Source organism: Dokdonia sp. Hel_I_53, assembly GCF_007827465.1.
Taxonomy (GTDB): domain Bacteria; phylum Bacteroidota; class Bacteroidia; order Flavobacteriales; family Flavobacteriaceae; genus Dokdonia.
Genome location: NZ_VISL01000001.1, coordinates 1,510,886 through 1,529,121 on the forward strand (window position 1 = coordinate 1,510,886; position 18,236 = coordinate 1,529,121).

At 37.1% G+C, this 18,236-nt stretch carries 11 protein-coding genes; all 11 read right to left on the minus strand.

From position 1 onward, the window contains the following. Positions 1-19: 19 nt before the first annotated feature. The 11 genes from OD90_RS06870 to ruvB all read right to left on the minus strand — a co-directional run bounded on the left by OD90_RS06870 (position 20) and on the right by ruvB (position 18,090). Positions 20-748, minus strand: coding sequence for an energy transducer TonB (locus OD90_RS06870; RefSeq protein ID WP_144668286.1), 729 nt, complete (start codon positions 746-748; stop codon positions 20-22). A gap of 52 nt (positions 749-800) precedes the next feature. Further along, positions 801-1,211, minus strand: a complete 411-nt coding sequence (locus tag OD90_RS06875) for a VanZ family protein (protein WP_144668288.1) — start codon at positions 1,209-1,211, stop codon at positions 801-803. After that, the gene (gene gcvH / locus OD90_RS06880) at positions 1,189-1,569 is read right to left on the minus strand and encodes a glycine cleavage system protein GcvH (RefSeq protein ID WP_144668290.1); all 381 of its coding nucleotides are present in this window, start codon (positions 1,567-1,569) and stop codon (positions 1,189-1,191) included. The genes OD90_RS06875 and gcvH overlap by 23 nt, the downstream gene beginning before the upstream one ends. A 77-nt stretch (positions 1,570-1,646) precedes the next feature. After that, positions 1,647-9,113, minus strand: a complete 7,467-nt coding sequence (gene sprA / locus OD90_RS06885) for a cell surface protein SprA (protein ID WP_186434776.1) — start codon at positions 9,111-9,113, stop codon at positions 1,647-1,649. Positions 9,114-9,129: 16 nt separating this feature from the next. Then, positions 9,130-9,711, minus strand: coding sequence for a Holliday junction branch migration protein RuvA (gene ruvA, locus OD90_RS06890; RefSeq protein WP_144668294.1), 582 nt, complete (start codon positions 9,709-9,711; stop codon positions 9,130-9,132). 225 nt (positions 9,712-9,936) lie between these two features. Next, positions 9,937-12,234: an NADP-dependent malic enzyme gene (locus tag OD90_RS06895; protein WP_144668296.1), complete on the minus strand. Its 2,298-nt coding sequence runs from the start codon at positions 12,232-12,234 to the stop codon at positions 9,937-9,939. Between the two features lie 86 nt (positions 12,235-12,320). After that, positions 12,321-13,262, minus strand: coding sequence for a carbohydrate kinase family protein (locus OD90_RS06900; RefSeq protein WP_144668298.1), 942 nt, complete (start codon positions 13,260-13,262; stop codon positions 12,321-12,323). A gap of 43 nt (positions 13,263-13,305) precedes the next feature. Then, complete coding sequence (locus OD90_RS06905; protein WP_144668300.1) at positions 13,306-14,637, minus strand: MFS transporter; 1,332 nt, start codon at positions 14,635-14,637, stop codon at positions 13,306-13,308. A gap of 107 nt (positions 14,638-14,744) precedes the next feature. Next, positions 14,745-15,671, minus strand: coding sequence for a tRNA epoxyqueuosine(34) reductase QueG (queG, locus tag OD90_RS06910; RefSeq protein WP_144668302.1), 927 nt, complete (start codon positions 15,669-15,671; stop codon positions 14,745-14,747). Continuing rightward, the gene (locus OD90_RS06915; RefSeq protein WP_144668304.1) at positions 15,671-16,999 is read right to left on the minus strand and encodes a cytochrome P450; all 1,329 of its coding nucleotides are present in this window, start codon (positions 16,997-16,999) and stop codon (positions 15,671-15,673) included. Before OD90_RS06915 ends, queG begins: the two co-directional genes overlap by 1 nt. A gap of 68 nt (positions 17,000-17,067) precedes the next feature. Beyond that, complete coding sequence (ruvB, locus tag OD90_RS06920; RefSeq protein WP_144668306.1) at positions 17,068-18,090, minus strand: Holliday junction branch migration DNA helicase RuvB; 1,023 nt, start codon at positions 18,088-18,090, stop codon at positions 17,068-17,070. Between the last annotated feature and the right edge of the window lie 146 nt (positions 18,091-18,236).

Below are 18,236 nucleotides of genomic sequence, written 5' to 3' on the forward strand. Positions count from 1 at the left end.
AGTACAAGATTATATTTAATTAGTCTTCTACTTTAAACGTAATAGGCAATGAATATAAAACTCCTACTGCTTTACCACGTTGTTTACCTGGTGTCATTGTAGGCAGTAAGTTAATTACACGTTCAGCCTCAGTCGCAAGTCTTGGATGCGGTGCTCTTGATCTGATATTTGTGATATTTCCGTTTTTATCAATTTTGAAGCTTACAAATATTCTATTTATTCCAGAAAGACCTAAGTCACTACCTAGTTCTGTATTAAATTTTTTATTTACTAGCTTGCTAACCTTCTCAGACATACATGCTTTACGAGCATTGTTATTGGTTTCACCCTCACACCCTGGAAAAATTGGTACGTTTTCAATTACTGCAAAAGGTACATCTGCAATTTCTTCTTCTTCTTCAATTACTTCAACTTCCTCTACCTCAACAATCTTTTCATCAGAGTCTGTTTCTGTAGACTCAATAATAGTCTCTTCTATTTCCTCCTCATCTTCTACCACTTCAATAATTTCTGGTGCTGGTGGTGGTGGAGGTGGTGGTGGAGGTGGTGGTGTGTTTAACTCCGTAATTGGAATTTCATCATCTAAATCGTCATCAACATTAAGTTGACCTAAATCAATAGCTGTACGATCGTACGTCTTCCACTCTATAGTGACATATGTCAATAAGAGGATTAAAATCAGACCTATTTGAAAAAATAGTACACTATTCTTGCGAAGATCTGCTTTTGGATTTTTTTTGGGTTCCATATTAAATGTGTTAACAGAAGCTAAATTAACGAAATAAATATCGTTTCCGAAACTAATTTATCGATTTTAACCTCTTAAAATTTTTAAAAATGATTACAAAAATCAAACTACCTATAAACACCCCAATGGTATTTGCAAGCACATCCCATACATCAGGGGTTCTGTAATTTGTAATTCCACCTTGTAATACCTCAATAATTATACCGTAAACTATAATCATTACAGCAATTACGAAGTGAATTTTACTAAAATTTACTTCTGGAGTAAAAGATCGTTTTTGTAATTGATAAAAAGACATCCATAAAAATGCGAGTCCTAGATAAGCACATAGATGTATTAATTTGTCTACATGGCTAAAACTTGCCTTTATCACTACAGGTTTTATCAATGATCCTACTGTAAGTGCAATCGTATATACTATTGTAACGATCGCTATACCTTTACGCACCCACGAGCTCTCCATAAGCTTGTGCGCTTAGAAGCTCTTCTACCTCTGTAGCATCAGAAAATTTAATTTTTATCATCCATCCCGCTCCATAAGGGTCTGTATTTACTGTTTCTGGATCGTCTTCTAATGATTCATTAAAAGAGATAATCTCTCCAGTAAGCGGCAAGAAAAGGTCTGACACTGTTTTTACAGCTTCAACAGTTCCAAAAACTTCATCTTTATCTAAAGTTTCATCTACCGTTTCAACCTCTACATATACAATATCTCCTAATTCTCCTTGTGCAAAATCTGTGATGCCCACGGTAGCTGTATCACCTTCTATACGTACCCATTCGTGGTCTTTTGTGTATTTTAAATCTGCTGGTATATTCATTATTATTTACTGTTATTTACTGTTATTTACTGTTTTATATGTGTTTTTGTTACGCTTTCGCGAAAGCGTAACACCTTTTAATTTCCAAAATTATACCTCAACGTAAATCCAGACCTAATGGTTGTTTGAGGAAATGCTGTCGATATTGCAAATGTCGAAAAAGTATGGTCATAAAAGAAGAGTGCAGTGAGATTTTTACTCAAAGCATAATCTGCTGTAAATCTGAGTCCATAAATATCTTGCCCTGCTGTGGTCTGACTGTTATCAATATCCAAATAGCGAATGATCGTCTCATTTTGACGAAGGGATAGATCTGCCTTAAAATTAAGGTCGCTTTTTAGCACCTTCTTACTTCCTCCAAAATTTGTCACAAAACGTAGATCCTTAATTCTATACCCGAGTCCTAGTGTATACTCATTCCCTTTAATTTCTGTAAGTAAATTGTTATCGAAACTTAGTCCCAATGCTCGATCCCTTTTAAGCTCTGCTAAAATCTTGACAGAGTTCTTCATTTCAAAATCAAAACGAACTAGTGGTGTAAATTGTTCTGTTAGGGTCACTGCACCAAGTAATGTTTTATTAATAAAATTACCTGCTTGATCACGCTGGGCGGTAGCTGGATCATCATCGGTATTACGGTTGTATGCTAAATTAGTTTGGAAATTATTGACAGCATACCCGGCCGTATATCCATGTTGTAAAGAGAACCTTTTAAAGCGATCTTTAAACCACTTGAGATTCATCAGTCCTGTATATTTGATATTCCAATTAGGTAGTGGAACACTTCTTAAGAAGCCAGTATCGGTTTTTGACACATCGGTACCTGAATATGCAGATAGAAAAGCTGGCAATAAAACTTTTTGATTTGTTCTACCAAAGCCTTCTGGATACCCATTCTCATCTCTATTAAAGCTTTCTCCTCCGTAAAATTCTGTGGCTAATCTATTTGCAACAGCTAGTCTATTTTCTCTAAAATTATCAAATGTACTTGAAAAATCTGATGTGCTTTCATTAAAAGCCGTACCTAATAAAATGGTTGAAATATTAAATCTACCAAAACTATTTCCTGATAGCGACTCGTAAGTGAGTGTAGTAGGATCTACGCGGTAGTTCTCTTGATAATTTTCTTGAAATACTCGATTCATATTGAGGTCAATATCGAGATCTTTAAGTAGACCCACTCTCGCTTGGATTGCGAGATTTCTACTTTCTATCTCTCTATATTGCTCATTAAAATTTTGAAATAAAGTAAGCCATCCGTTTCTCGCTGCTAGCTCTCTTACCTCTGCTTGACTACCAAATATGAAGCCAGCTGTAGGCTTTAAGCTCCCAGCAAAGCCAATTGATGGCAGGTAACCTGGAAGATAGGTACCATGGTCCTCTTTATATGTAATCTGTATTTTTTTTATAGCAGTAAGTAAACTTACCCCTGTATTCAATGCTTTATCTGAAGTGCTTAAACCTGACGTTTCAGCTACTACAGCTCCTTCTTTTTCACCCTTTTTGTTAAGTGGTTTCTTGTCGTCTTCTGGAGATGGAAGACCTCTAGGGCGTTTGGCATTAGGCTTTTCCTTCTTCCTTTTTGTAAGCCCAACATATTTGTAGAGCTTCTCCATATCCAAGGTACTGTTTATGGCATGCGTATTTGCATTTTCAACACTATTACCAATAGAAGGTATATCATTTCCATTTTCATCCACAAGAGTTTGTAACTGCTGAGAGCCTCGCTGCCATCTGTAATTAGCCGTATACGAATAGGTCGATGTGGCCCAATCTAAAAATGGAAATTTTTCAAAAGGCAAATCATAGTTAAGTTGTAAAACTCCAAAGTGAGTATCTGGTGTTCCCGTATCAAAGAAACCATTATACAACCCATAGCCATCTACCTCCTGCCCAGAAGCATCAATAAAAGCCGGAGCTCCATCTTTATCTAAATAATTACGTACGATTCGGTTGTGATTTACATTATAGTTAAGTCTCAAACTCTTTGTAATAGGAAAATCTACGGCATACCCCCAATCAAATAAATAGTTGCGTTGAAAAAGCTTTGGGATTTCGATATCTCCTTCATTTGCAAATATATCTCTGAATTTTTGCTCATTATACTGCCTCGTAATATTAGACTGTAGCGCTAGGTTAGAAGGCAGGTAATTGAAATTGATATCTTTTAAAAACTGATAATATTTCCCAATAAACAAGGAGTCATTTTTTGCAAAAGGCTCAATAGGCTTTGGAGTAAACGCAAAACTATAGGTACCGCCTAAACGAACGTTTTGATCTTGAGATTGCTCGATCTCAAAATCCTTATGATCTACTTGGCTATAGGAGTAAGAAAATGTAAGGTTTTCTATATCATAAGGTTTAGGTTTTTTCTCTGAGGTTCTATTTTTTCTCACCCCTATTGCGTTAAAACTCTGACGTCTCGTGTAATCAATCGCATAGTCTTTAATATTAGCACGCTGTTCATCAGATTCTGCATTATCAAGTACTTGATCTAACTCAACATCCTCATAGAGAGGGTCATATTTTGGAGTAATACTCTCTTCCCCTACCGCATAATTGAGAGGAAGCTGTAATCCCCACTTTTTTGGAAGTAATTGTCCTGCATTAAGGTTTGTTACCACATCATATTGCACAACATCTTCGAGACTGCGTTCTCCCGCATTTTGATCAACACTTCCAAAACCAACAGAGCTAACACGTCCAGTTGCTGAAACATTAGCAAAATCAGCAACATTAGCATCCAGACTTACAACACCTGCATACCCAGCATCATTGCTGAGTTCTGATAGACGTAGTTCATTAAACCAAACTTCTGCTCCTAATTCACTAGAAAAACAAGAACCTTGATTACTTTCTGGGTTCCCATTTTTAACTCCTAGCATTATTGTTCGTATATCCCCAAAACTAGGAAGTCCTTTAATACCTACTCGCAGCTCGCCTTCTTCATAACACTTATTTTCTGCATCCATAATACGCTCACCATCTTGATCAAAATAAGTAATAGCATCTGGATCTGGATTAACATCGCCAGCAATGACCTTTGATTTAATTACTTGTAGTAGTTCTAAAGGTAAATCCATCTCATTTGCTGCAGGCCATATAGCCTGTCTATCTGACTGGATGGTTCCAAATGGAGTTGGCTCAAGTGGGACTTCAATTTGATAAAAGTTTGCACTAAGATCTGTCCCCATTCTCAAAAACCCAACAACAGTATCGTCATCTAGTCCATTTGTTCCATCATCTACTAATGCTTCTGTATGCATAAACATTTTTAGATTTTCATATTGGCGCATGTCTAGGTTATAATATTTGTAAACACCACGGGCATCTTGAGCCTCTAGATTATCAACCCTAATTGATAATGATTGTTCATTTTGTCGTACGTTAGTATTGTTATTGTTAAGCTGCTCTCTTACAACATTTGGAGGTAAATTGTAAGGTACAGGCGATCGTGTTTCATTTGCTTCTATGTTTACAGCAGCTACTTCAAACAACGTGTTATCCATATTATCTATTCCTGTAGGCTCATTAGGGTCTAATGTCAAAAGATATCTTCTAAAATCACCACGGACTAAATCAAGAGTTCCAAAACGAAGCACAACTTCCTTACTCCATCCACTCATAAACATTCTCATGAAACGTATTGATCTGAAGTCATTAATACCTCCCACTACTCTAGTCGATTGATTTATTGGTACACGAAATTGCACCCATCTGGTAGGAATTTGATTTCCGTTTTGGGCAGTAACTGTAAGTTGCCGAACATCTGTAACGAAGGGATTATTATCTATACTTAAGGATTGAGGATTTATAGGAATTTCATATTCAAAATATGCGTCTACAGTATTCATCGTATTATCGCGGTTTACATCCTCTACATCAGGGAATGTTGTAGACCCACGATTAGTCTGCGTTACTTCTACTGGGGAATTTCCTTGATTATTATTGTAGTCGCGATACCTAGTTACGATTCCACCTTGGGCATTTATAAAGTAATTATAATTATCACCTGCAGGATCTGGTAGCCCAGCAAAGTTAGGGAATTGAGTTGCCTCATCAATATCGTTAAGTCCATCATACCCTACGTCCTGATTTGCCCTCTCTTGACCCTCCGTATCAAAAGCATAGACTAGTGATTGGTTTGTAGGCACTTTCCCCCAAGCGGTAGGAGAAGTATCCTCAGTACCTCCTTCTTCTGGAAGTCCGTTTTCATATTGTTTACGACCATCTTTTAAAATATCTTCTGAAATACTACCTAGATTTATAGTAAGATTTCCACCAGGACTTGTTGTATCACCATCTCCATAAAATGGGTCTAGTAACCAAAACTCAACAAACTCTACATTAGCTTGTTCAAAATCTGTTGAAGTTAACTGTCTTGTAATTCCTCCAAAGTTTTGTTCAGGGTTCATCAATACACCATCCTGAGCGTCTGGACTAAAATTGTAGGGACCTCTTTCTGAAGGGAAGTAAGCCAGGTCGAGTGTAAATAACGCTTGTGTCTGTCCAGCAACAATATCTTGTTGAGGAAAAATTTCATCTCTAAAAACACGTCGAGTTTCTGGTAAAGAAACATCATCATCTGATATTCCATCGGGTCGCTGTGCGTTGTAAAATATAGGATCTATTGTATACCAAGCAAATTTTGCGCGTCGATAGCCCGCATCAAGATCTCCATTTCCAAATTCTCCGCCGAAACCAATCGGAGGAGAAGATAAATTCCACTGTAAAGGCCCACCTATATCTATTGATGTTTGAGAACCCTCAAAATCATCTACATAAGAGGTTGCTTCACCATTAAAATCAGTTCTATTAGGTTGTCCTGGTAATAGATATGCTACTTCACCTCTTACTGATAAGTTTGAAGGAACGTCTGTATCAATATTTGGTAATTTATTCACCCAACGCGTTAAGAATGGTAACTCTGTAGAATAGCTTGTGTTTAATCCAAATATCGTATTGTTAATTGGCTCAAAACTATACGTAGCCTTCTGAGTAAGTGGCTGCTCATTTAGATTCAAAAAAGTTCCTCCTACAATAAAGTTCTCATTAAATTGGTGCTCTACATTAATTCCAGTAAAGCGTTTGTTTTGTTGTCCAAAAATGGTGTTATTTTCTACAGAAGCAGAGATAGGTATTCCAGAGGCTTCGAGTGATTTATCTAAAATTATAACTCGTCCTAATGCATAATTAACCGTATAATCTAGCCCCTCTGTCAACACCCTACCTCCAGCAGTAACCGTTACAGATCCCTGTGGAATATTAAAGGCGTTGAGTGGAATGCCTTGCTCTTGAGTAGATTTATAACGCCCTTTAAGTATAAATTTATTTTTCTCTGCGTTATCCCTAGCAATAGTCTTTGTAGATTGATATAGCGAACTATATACGTACTTCTCTTGATGCGGGTTATAGGTAGTTGTATTCTCGTAGTTTTCTGAAGCATCATTTATACTAAGTAAATCGAACAGGGTTTTTCCAAATGGCTCTACTGTTGTAAAAACAATACTCCCATTTTGAACGTGTACGGTGCGACCTGGTACAAAGTCAAAAAATCCATCTCCACCAATTTGTGGATCGCCAAACGTAGTTAGCCTATCTAAATTAAAAATTCTGAGCAATGTATTTGAGTCTAACGCACCTCTATCAGCTTCACCAGCAGGGTCATTATTTGCACCGTCAAAAAGTGTGGGGACCGGAGCTCCCGCTACGGGTGTAATGTAGTTTAAAGGAGAAGGATCTGAATACACAATATTCATTCTAAAGCCTTCTTGTTCTAATTGAAATGCTCCTAATGGATAAATATTCTTCATCATCAGGTCCCAGACGGGTTCTTGAACACTTGTGAGATTACTTTTAAGCATCTTAACAACAAGATTCACAGGACTCCCTGCTTGTCCTGCTGGTATGACAGTATCTAAAATTCCGTCACCATCTGCATCTGGACCGTTGAGTGCCCCGTCACCATTACGATCTGCGTCTGCATTATCTGCGATACCATCATTGTCTTCATCTGGTCTTACAACAGGGCTATCTGCATCTGCCACATCTGGAATTCCATCTTCATCTGCATCAGGACGTGAACCTTCTGTAGCATTTACACCGTCGTTTGCAAACTCGCCCACCTGATACACTTGACCTCCTACAGTATACTGAAAAGCAACGCCAAGTACTTCATCATTATTTAATCGCTGACTAAGGGATATGTAACCTAGCTCGGGATAAAGTGTAAATTGTGATAATTCTAGCTTCCTTGCATTCTCCAGAAGTACATAATCTGTACCATCTTGAACGTTAACGTTTCCAAATCCTTGCCCCACTGTAGCAACATCACGTATTGCAGGAGTTAATACTGATTGAACAGAAGAATCATTTATTCCTCTTGGGTTAAAATCATTATTTCGGTTATCAGGAAAGGCTCCAGGTGCGTTATTTATAAAACCGGCAGGAGCAGTGTCAAGTCCTATATTGTTTGGGTTAGATTCTCCTATATCTTGTATTGCTACGATGTTCCGAGCATTAGTAGTTTGGTTTTGTCTATTGGTAATCCAGACTTCAACACGAGTTATTTGTATACCTTGGTTATTGATAAACGGATAATTCTCAAGGGCTTTATTATAATTATCTCTAAAATAATGGGATAAAAAGAAGTGGCGATTCTCATCATAATCAAGTGCTGGTACTTCAAAATCTTGAACAGTGGCACCTCCTTCTGAAGTTACCGTCTTAGGTTGAGACCTACTTTCTGAAAAGACAGCTGTTACTCTAGTTTTCCCAAATTGTAACTCTGTCTTCACCCCAAAAAGACTTTGCGAGCCTTGAATCAAAGCGCTATTAAGTGGCATAGCAATATTACCCACTTCAATCTTTTGGATAATATCATCTTCTGTAGGTGTGTATTCTAATTTTACTTGATTTTGAAAATTGAAGGTTGACTCTGTATCATAATTTGCTATTACTTGTAAGCGCTCTCCTACTTGCCCTAATAAGCTTAAACTAATCCGTTGGTCAAAATCAAATGTAAAATTCCTTCTATTTCTAGGTGAAAATGCAGGATTATCTTGCTTCGTAAAAAGCAAGCCTAGATCCATTTCTACAGAGCCCTGTGGTATAAATTCTATCTTATCTCCGCCAAAAATGGTTTGAAACAAATCACTCTTAACATAAAATACAGGTAATAGATTTTTTTGAGCCTCTTTTCCTTCTTCAGTTTTTCCATCTAAAGCAATCACTTTACTTCTAAAATAATCACGCATCTGCTCATCTCGCACACGCCGTTCATACTCCTCCGGAGTTAAAATGAGCGGATATGAAACACTAAAGGAGCCTAACTCTTCTGTATACACATACCGATCTAACTCTACATCATAAGTGTATTTTGAAACTATACTATTGGGATTAGGCAAAGAAAGACTTCCTAATGAGAATGTTGTAGAAGTAGAGTCTCTTACCGTTTCTTGTTCTTGCCCTGAAACATTCGTTTTACTTAGAAAAATAACTAAGAAACAACAGAATATTGGAATTCGAATATTCGAGTAGATGATTGATTTCAAAATAGGCTTACAGTTTTTTAAGTGCTTGCTTGATAATTGACTCTACGGTAGCATCAGGATACTCCTTCAAAATAGCGCTACAAACTTTTTCTGCTTGTTTACGCATAAAGCCTAATGTTTCTAATGCAGATAACGCCTCTTCTTTGTTTGTATTGCTTAGTATGGCACTTTCGGTAGATATATCATAAACTTTGATAATTTTATCTTTAAGATCTAAAATTACTCGTTGCGCTGTCTTAGCCCCAATGCCTTTTATACTTTGTATAGTGGCAACATCATTAGATGCGATAGCTTGTTTTATTTGATTGGGGTCTAATGATGATAACATCGTACGAGCAGTACTTGCTCCTATACCAGAAACAGATAACAAAAGTCTAAAAATCTCACGTTCCATGGCATCAACAAACCCGAATAATGTGTGACTATCTTCCTTTACTTGTAAATGAGTAAATAACCGTAAGTTTTCTTCAACACCTAGTTGCCCAAAGGTGTATAATGAAATATTAATAAAATACCCTACCCCATTGCAATCTAAAACAACATGAGTTGGGTTTTTTTCTATAAGTCTTCCGCTAAGATGGGTGATCATTTAACAATTTATTAAGGATCGTAAATGTAAGAAAATAATGTGTAGATGAGTGGTTATTTTAAGTTTACGCTTTCGCGAAAGCGTAAGAGAAAAAACTTCTATAGAACTAGGTGTTATTTAAGCCATTTACAACATCATGTATAGAAAGAGTTATTCCCATAAAAAATGGAGGTAAAACATATGTTTCACCTCCATTTTATTACTAAAAATCGTTTTGAAAATAAGCTATTCTTTACTTAACTTCTCTTCTAGATGCTTCTTTTTTTGAGCATCAATTACCGTTATGGCCGCCATATGTACCATTTCATCAACACTTGCTCCTAATTGCAATACGTGAACAGGCTTACGCATGCCTAACATGATTGGACCAATGTTATCTGCCTTTTCTAGCTCTTTGATCATTTTATAGGTGATATTTGCACTATCTATATTAGAAAAAACTAAGGTATTTACTTTTTTTCCTGCTAGTTTTGAAAATGGAAATTTACTCTGTAACATCCTTCTATTTAGAGCAAAATCTGCCTGTACTTCTCCATCTACTATGAGATCTGGTTGGTAACGATGGAGGTAAGAAACCGCATCACGCACTCCCGACGCCCGCTCATTTGTTGAAGACCCAAAGTTAGAGTAACTCACCATAGCGATTACTGGCTCTAATCCAAACATTTTTACTGTAGCAGCGGTCATTTGAGTAATATTTGCAAGCTCTTTAGACGTTGGATTAATATTTATAGAAGTATCTGCTAGAAATAATGGTCCACGTGAGGTAACCATTAGATTACAAGCTGCCACTTTCTTTACTCCTGGAGCAACCCCTATAACCTCTAATACTGGTTTTACTACAGATGGATAGCTACGACTATACCCTGAGAGCATACCATCTGCATCACCTTCACTCACCATCATTGCGGCAAAGTAATTACGTTGTCGCATTAACTTTTGAGCTTCATACAGAGTAATTCCTTTACGCTTTCTTGCTTGCCAATAGATCTCTCCATAGGCATTCACTTTAGAAAGCTCTTCACTAGATTTCGGATCAATTATTTCTACATCTGCCTCAAACCCAATTTCTGATTTTAATTCTAAAATAGTTTCTCTATCCCCGAGAAGTACAGGTATAGCGATACCTTCTTCATTAACTATTTGAGCAGCCTTTAAAACATCGAGTTGGTCTGACTCTGCAAATACAACACGCTTTGGGCTTCTTCGTGCACGCTCCATGAGCAAACGTTGGATTTTATTATCATCGCCCATACGTTCTAAAAGCTCATCTCTATATACATCCCAATCTTCAATAGGATGTTGTGCTACTCCACTCTCCATCGCTGCCTTTGCAACGGCTGGCGGAACAGTTTCAATCAATCTTGGATCAAATGGTTTTGGGATAATATAATCTCTACCAAATGTAAATCGCGTCTCTCCGTATGCAATATTTACTTGTTCTGGCACAGGTTCTTTAGCCAGCCTTGCAAGTGCTTTTACTGCTGCCATCTTCATCTCTTCATTGATAGCTGTTGCTCTTACATCTAAGGCTCCTCTAAAAATAAATGGGAAACCTAATACATTGTTCACCTGATTAGGATGATCTGATCTTCCAGTCGCAAAAATAATGTCTTCCCTAGCCGCTGTCGCTACCTCATAAGAGACCTCTGGAGTAGGGTTTGCCATTGCAAATACAATAGGATCATGCGCCATAGAGCGTAACATATCTGAAGTAACGAGGTTACCCACTGATAGTCCTAAAAAAACATCTGCACCCTTGAGCGCTTCTGCTAAAGAGCTATAGCGTTCCTTAGATTTAAATTGCTTCTGCCAAGGGTCAATATCTTCCCTGTCATCTCTCAATAAACCCTCTATGTCAAACATTGCAATGTTCTCTATCCTTGCGCCGAGTAACACATAAAGTTTTGCGCAGGATATAGCTGCACTTCCCGCTCCTGAAATAACAAAACGAACTTCTTCTATTTTCTTATTTGCAAGCTCTAGTGCATTAATTAATGCGGCAGCAGATATTATCGCAGTACCGTGTTGATCATCGTGCATTACAGGAATATTCAACTCTTCTTTAAGCCTACGCTCTATTTCAAAAGCCTCTGGAGCTTTTATATCTTCTAAGTTGATACCTCCAAATGTTGGTGCAATGTTTTTTACGGTTTCTATAAAAGAGTCTACGTTCTTAGTATCTACTTCTATATCAAAAACATCAATCCCTGCAAAAATTTTAAACAGAAGTCCTTTTCCCTCCATCACAGGTTTAGATGCTTCAGGCCCTATATCTCCAAGACCTAATACAGCAGTACCATTTGAAATTACTGCAACAAGATTCCCTTTTGCTGTATATTTATATACGTTTTCTATATTCTTTTCTATCTCAAGACAAGGTTCTGCAACCCCAGGCGAATATGCAAGCGCAAGATCTCTCTGACTTGAATATTTTTTTGTAGGAACAACTGCAATTTTACCTGGTGTTGGCTTTGCATGATACTCAAGTGCCTCTCTTCTTTTGTTATTGTCTTTACTCATATACTGGCTATAGATTTCATAACAAAAATACAGATACTTGCGCGCTTATATAGAATTATCTTAGTATTAGTAATACATTGACATGTCTACTTAAAATCCAGTAATTTTGTAAGGATATCTATATGTTGAGGAAGCCTACCTACGTGCTGTAGTTTAATAGCTGCGAGAGAAAGCGCAATTTTAAGTGATTTCTCTACACTATATCCCTTTATATGAGCAAATAAAAAACCACTCCAAAAGGCATCTCCTGCACCTGTAGCATCTAACACATTATCCACTCTTGCTGCCGGCAGTGCTATTATTTCTTTATGCTTCCGCGAAAATTTAACCCCCTCACTTCCTAGCGTTAAGCACACACTGCTTACGTTCATTTCATTATGAAAAAAATCAAAAATATCTTTATGTGATTTCTTTTCTCCAAATAAGCGTTCCATATCATCCTCACTAATTTTTACCAAAGGATCATAGGAGCAATATTCTTTAAAAACAGCCAGCGCTTGTTTTCTATTTTTCCAAATACGAGGCGAGTAATTAAGATCAATACTTAACGTACAGTCATGTTTAAACGCTTTATTAGCAAGCATTAAAATAGTTTGCTGCGCTGGATCTCTACTTAAAGCAAAGGCCGTAGTATGAAATATAGAAGTTTCTGAAAATAAAATTTCTGGAATTTGGTTGCCTAATATTTGAGTATCAGCATGTCTATAGGCAACAAAATCTGGTGTGCTGGTGGTTTTTGAGACAAAAATAACACTTGTAGGTGTGTCATTATCCACTCGTATCAAGTCTGTTTGAACTCCATTATCTTTTAGCTTCTCTAACATATAGTTCCCAAACCCATCATCTCCTACCGTAGCAGCCAGCTTTACATTCATTCCTAGCCTAGCCAAGTTCATGGAAACGTTTGTAGGGCTTCCACCTAAGTATCTATGATAATCTCGAGTGTTGCTAATGGCAGCCTCATTTTGATGTCCTATAAAGTCAATAAGGATTTCTCCTGCGCAAATAATGTCTGTTTTACGAGTCATAATAGGCATATTTATCTTTTAATTTAAAATATTACATTTCATATTAGTTATCATAGACCTCTTGTGCTTGTTTAGGATTTAATCTAAGAGCTAAAATTGCCGAAATAGCAAAAAACACCCCAGCAAAGAAAATCGCATATACTGCATTATTGTCCAAAATATATTTATAAATAGGTCCAAAGGTGAGTGTTTCAATAGCCATTGGTATGACAATCATCATATTTAATATACCCATATAAATTCCTCGTTTGCATTGAGGAACGATTTTAGAAACCATTGTATAAGGAATACCCATCATTGCAGCCCATCCTATACCGAAGAGAACCATAGGAACCAAAATTAAAGTAGTGTCGGTAATATTAGGGACTAAAAACATGGCTACCGCGGTACAAAATAAACTCGCAGCATAAATCTTCTTACCTCCATATTTTAATGTTAAAGGTACTAATGCCAAAGCTACCACCATCGTTATAGAATTATAGGCCCAACTCATCTTTGCAGCTTGAGCAGCGGCCTCTCCTGTTGTAAAATTGAGTGTAGTCTTAAGAAGTGGTACTATAAATTGCCAATACACAAATAAAGCATACCATTGAAATAAATAAACACCCGCTACTTTCCACATAAATTTAGGCATTTCTTTTACTGTGCGTGCGATCTCTAAGAAAGGTTGCTTAAAACGCTCTATAAAGCTAAGTGATCTAAACTCATTGATCTCCTCCATTTCCTCTTCTGATGGTGGGATTTCTGGAGTTTTAAGTACAGACCATAATATAGTGGTTATAGACAATACGGCTCCTATAAAAAATGAGTAATAGAGCCACTTAGGTATAGCTCCTACAGTTTCATTTTCAACCCCAAACCAATCTTGAAATAGAAAAATAGATGCGGTTGCTAGCAATATACCGGCTCCTACAAATAAGCTTTGCATTTGATACCCAAAACTCAATTGTTTTTCTGGCAACTTGTCTCCTACAAAGGCTCTGTAGGGCTCCATTGCCATATTATTTCCAATGTCTAAAATCCATAACAATGTTACTGCCACCCATAATGCTGGGCTAAAGGGAAAGGCAAATAAACATATGCTACCTAATACAGCACCTATTAAGAAAAACGGCTTTCTCCTACCAAATTTTGGCGACCACGTTTTATCACTTATCGCTCCAATGATAGGCTGTACAATAAGTCCTGTTATAGGTCCTGCTATATTCAAAATAGGCAATAAATCTTCGGCTGCTCCTAGATAAAGAAAAATAGGGTTGATGGCTGTTTGTTGTAATCCAAATGAAAATTGAATACCCAAAAAACCAACATTCATATTAAAAATCTGCCAAAAGGTAAGGTTTGGTTTCTTTATCTTATTTAAAAATTTATCCATTGGAGTTCTTTATAAAATGAGTTCTACAAAGTAATATCCGTATTTTTTTTAAGATAGCATTAAGAGGTAGTAATTTTTGAGAATATCGCAATTTTTAAAAATCTAAGTCATTTCTTTATCGCCTTTATATTACGAGTAAGGCCAGAATACTTAGTTCTTTTTACGGCAGACTTTTTAAAAATCTCTGAGAATACCTCTTGTGTAATTTCTTCCCATTCTTTCTTATCATAGGTTAGAAGTTTTGGATTTGGATTAAAGAGGGGTTCACTATGTGCTTTAGAAAATCGATTCCAAGGACATACATCCTGACAGACATCACAGCCAAACATCCAGTCATCGAGATGTTTTTTTGCATAAGTGGGAATCTCATTTTTCAACTCTATGGTAAAATAACTTATACATTTACTCCCATCTACTTTATAAGGCTCTACAATAGCTTGTGTGGGGCAAGCATCAATACAAGCGGTGCAGTTACCACAATGGTCTGTAACGGGAGTATCATACTCAAGATCTAGATCAACAACAAGCTCTGCTATAAAATAAAAGGATCCTGTTTTTTTCGACAGTAAATTACTGTGCTTTCCTATCCAACCTAAACCACTTTTTGCCGCCCAGGCCTTATCTAGGATGGGAGCACTGTCCACAAAGGCACGCCCGTGGACATCGCCTATTTGCTCTTGAAGGCTATGTAAAAATTCTTTAAGCTTATCTTTGATTACAAAATGATAATCACGACCGTAAGCGTATTTTGAAATTTTGTAGCTATCTGCTCGCTGTAATTCATGTGGGTAGTAATTAAGCAATAATGAGATCACACTTTTTGAACCTTCTACGAGTTTTGTAGGGTCGAGTCGCTTATCAAAATAATTCTCCATGTAGGACATTTCCCCATGCATGTTTTTTTGCAACCAAGACTCTAAACGTGGGGCCTCTTCCTCCAGAAAACCAGCTTTACTAATACCACAAGACATAAAACCTAATCTGGCTGCTTCTGCCTTTATAAATTCAGTATGCTTTCTACGGTTTTCAATCATTACTTTCTAGGTAAAAACTCCAAAATTGCATTTTTAGGTTTCAGAGTTATAAGGGGTAATATTTCAATAGGATTATCTTTAAACCCTATTTTAAATTCTTTCACAAGTTCTGTAATTGTTAGTATCATCTCATACATGGCAAAGTTGTTGCCTATACACATTCTAGGACCCGCACCAAATGGGAAGTATGCTGGATGTTTCATCCCCGCGTTATCATTAAAACGGGTAGGGTCAAATTCTTGAGGTCGTTCCCAAAAATCTTTATGGCTATGTATCTCGATGATAGAAAATAACAGATTAGATCCCTCAGGAAGAACCTTACCATCGTGTACATCTTCTTTTATATTTACTCTATCTATAAAATAAGCAGGTGGATAGAGCCGCATCGATTCCTCTAGCACTTGTTTAGTGATAGGACATGTTTTCAAAAATTCATTTAAAGTTTGTGTGTTCGCTTTCGCGAAAGCGTACTCCTTATAAATTCTATCCTGCCAACCTGGGTTCCTTGCTAATAATTCAACCGTAAATGTCAGTGCGTTAGACGTAGTCTCATGGCCTGCAGAAAAAAGGATTAAAATCTCATCGATAAGTTGCTCCTCATCCATAAAACTTCCGTCTTCATACTGGGAGTCAAGAAGCATATCTAGTAAGTCTCCGGGTTTCTCTCCACTCTCTTTACGCTCTTGCACGAGGTCTTTTAAAATAGATCTAGCTTCCCTAGTAAGTGCAAGGTGCTTATCTATGGGGCCTCCATACTTAAAGTACAATGATTTATAAGGCTGGCGAAGCTCTTTCACAAGCATTTTTTGTGCTTGTTCTGTAATGTATTGTAGTCTATTAATTTTTGAGCGATCTACATCTGTTTGAAAGAGTGCTTTTACCACAGTCATAAATGCAAGGTCATTGAAAACATCAAATACATCAAAGGGAGTATTGGGCGTAATGCGAGCCAGCTCCTCTTTGATAACCTCAAACATAGTATCCAGAAGCTTTGCTAGCTGTTTTTTATGAAATGCAGGTTGTATAAGTTTACGTTGCTTTTTCCAATGATCACCTTGTGCTGTAAGAAGTCCTTCTCCCACATATTTTGCAAGGTCTCTTGTTTGTATGGGTGACTTTTCATAATTGCGCTGGTTTTTCTGAAGTGCATAGCGTGCAAATTCTGGATCGCGAGAAAAAATTACATGCTTTCCAAAGCCAAGGTTTAGCTTAAAAGTATCTCCTTTTGTTTCAAAATTTTTGTGATGAAAAGGCAGCGGATTTTTTAAAATTCGCCCTGCGTTTGCAAGAAATTTAAAAACGGATACCGAAGGAATGTTTGAAAGCATACTTTATTTTTAATCTTGATTTTAAAACATAGCGGTTATTAAATTACCACTAACTAATCTTCAGAAATTTAAAACAAACCTCCTTGTACAGGTCCCTTTATTCTTCCTAAATGTTTATAAGCTTCCTCTGTAACTTCTCTTCCTCGAGGCGTGCGCATTATAAAGCCTTGTTGTATTAAAAAAGGTTCGTAAACTTCCTCGATTGTTTCTGCACTTTCAGAAACTGCGGTAGCAAGTGTCGTGATACCCACTGGCCCTCCTTTAAATTTATCTATGATAGTTGCTAAAATTTTATTGTCCATTTCATCCAGACCGTGAGCATCCACATTAAGTGCCTCCAGACTGAAACGGGCAATTTCGATATCTATTTTTCCATTTCCTTTAATTTGTGCAAAATCGCGTACACGTCTCAACAGTGCATTTGCAATACGTGGCGTACCTCTACTTCTACCGGCGATCTCTACAGCGGCTTCCATAGAAATAGGAACTCCAAGAATTTGCGCACTACGCTGTACAATTGTAGTTAACAATTCTGTACTATAATATTGAAGCCTACTTGCAATGCCAAAACGTGCTCTCATAGGAGCCGTAAGTAATCCAGATCGGGTTGTAGCCCCTACTAATGTAAATGGAGCAAGGTCAATTTGTACTGTTCGAGCATTTGGTCCCGTTTCAATCATGATATCTATGCGATAATCTTCCATCGCAGAGTAGAGATATTCTTCTACAATAGGGCTTAAACGATGTATCTCATCTATAAATAACACATCACGTTCATCAAGATTTGTAAGAAGTCCTGCAAGATCTCCTGGTTTGTCTAGAACAGGGCCTGAAGTAATTTTGATGTGTACTCCAAGTTCGTTTGCAAGAATATTTGCAAGAGTTGTCTTACCTAATCCTGGAGGTCCATGGAAAAGTGTATGATCAAGGGCTTCTCCTCTTAAGTTTGCAGCTTGTACAAAGATTTTTAAATTTTCAAGCACTTGATCTTGTCCAGTAAAATCCTCAAATGATAGGGGCCGCAACGCTCGCTCTACATCATTTTCTTCAGGAGAAAATCCGCTGTTTGTTGGGTCTAGGTGTTCATTCATCTGTAGTGTGGGCTTTCAATCAAAGATAAGGAATAGTGGGTGCAGGTTATAATCCTAAAATTTGAATTAAAGATTACAAAAATTACTTTAAATGCCTTTGTAACGCTTTCGCGAAAGCATAAAAAAGAAAACCCATCCGTTTCCGA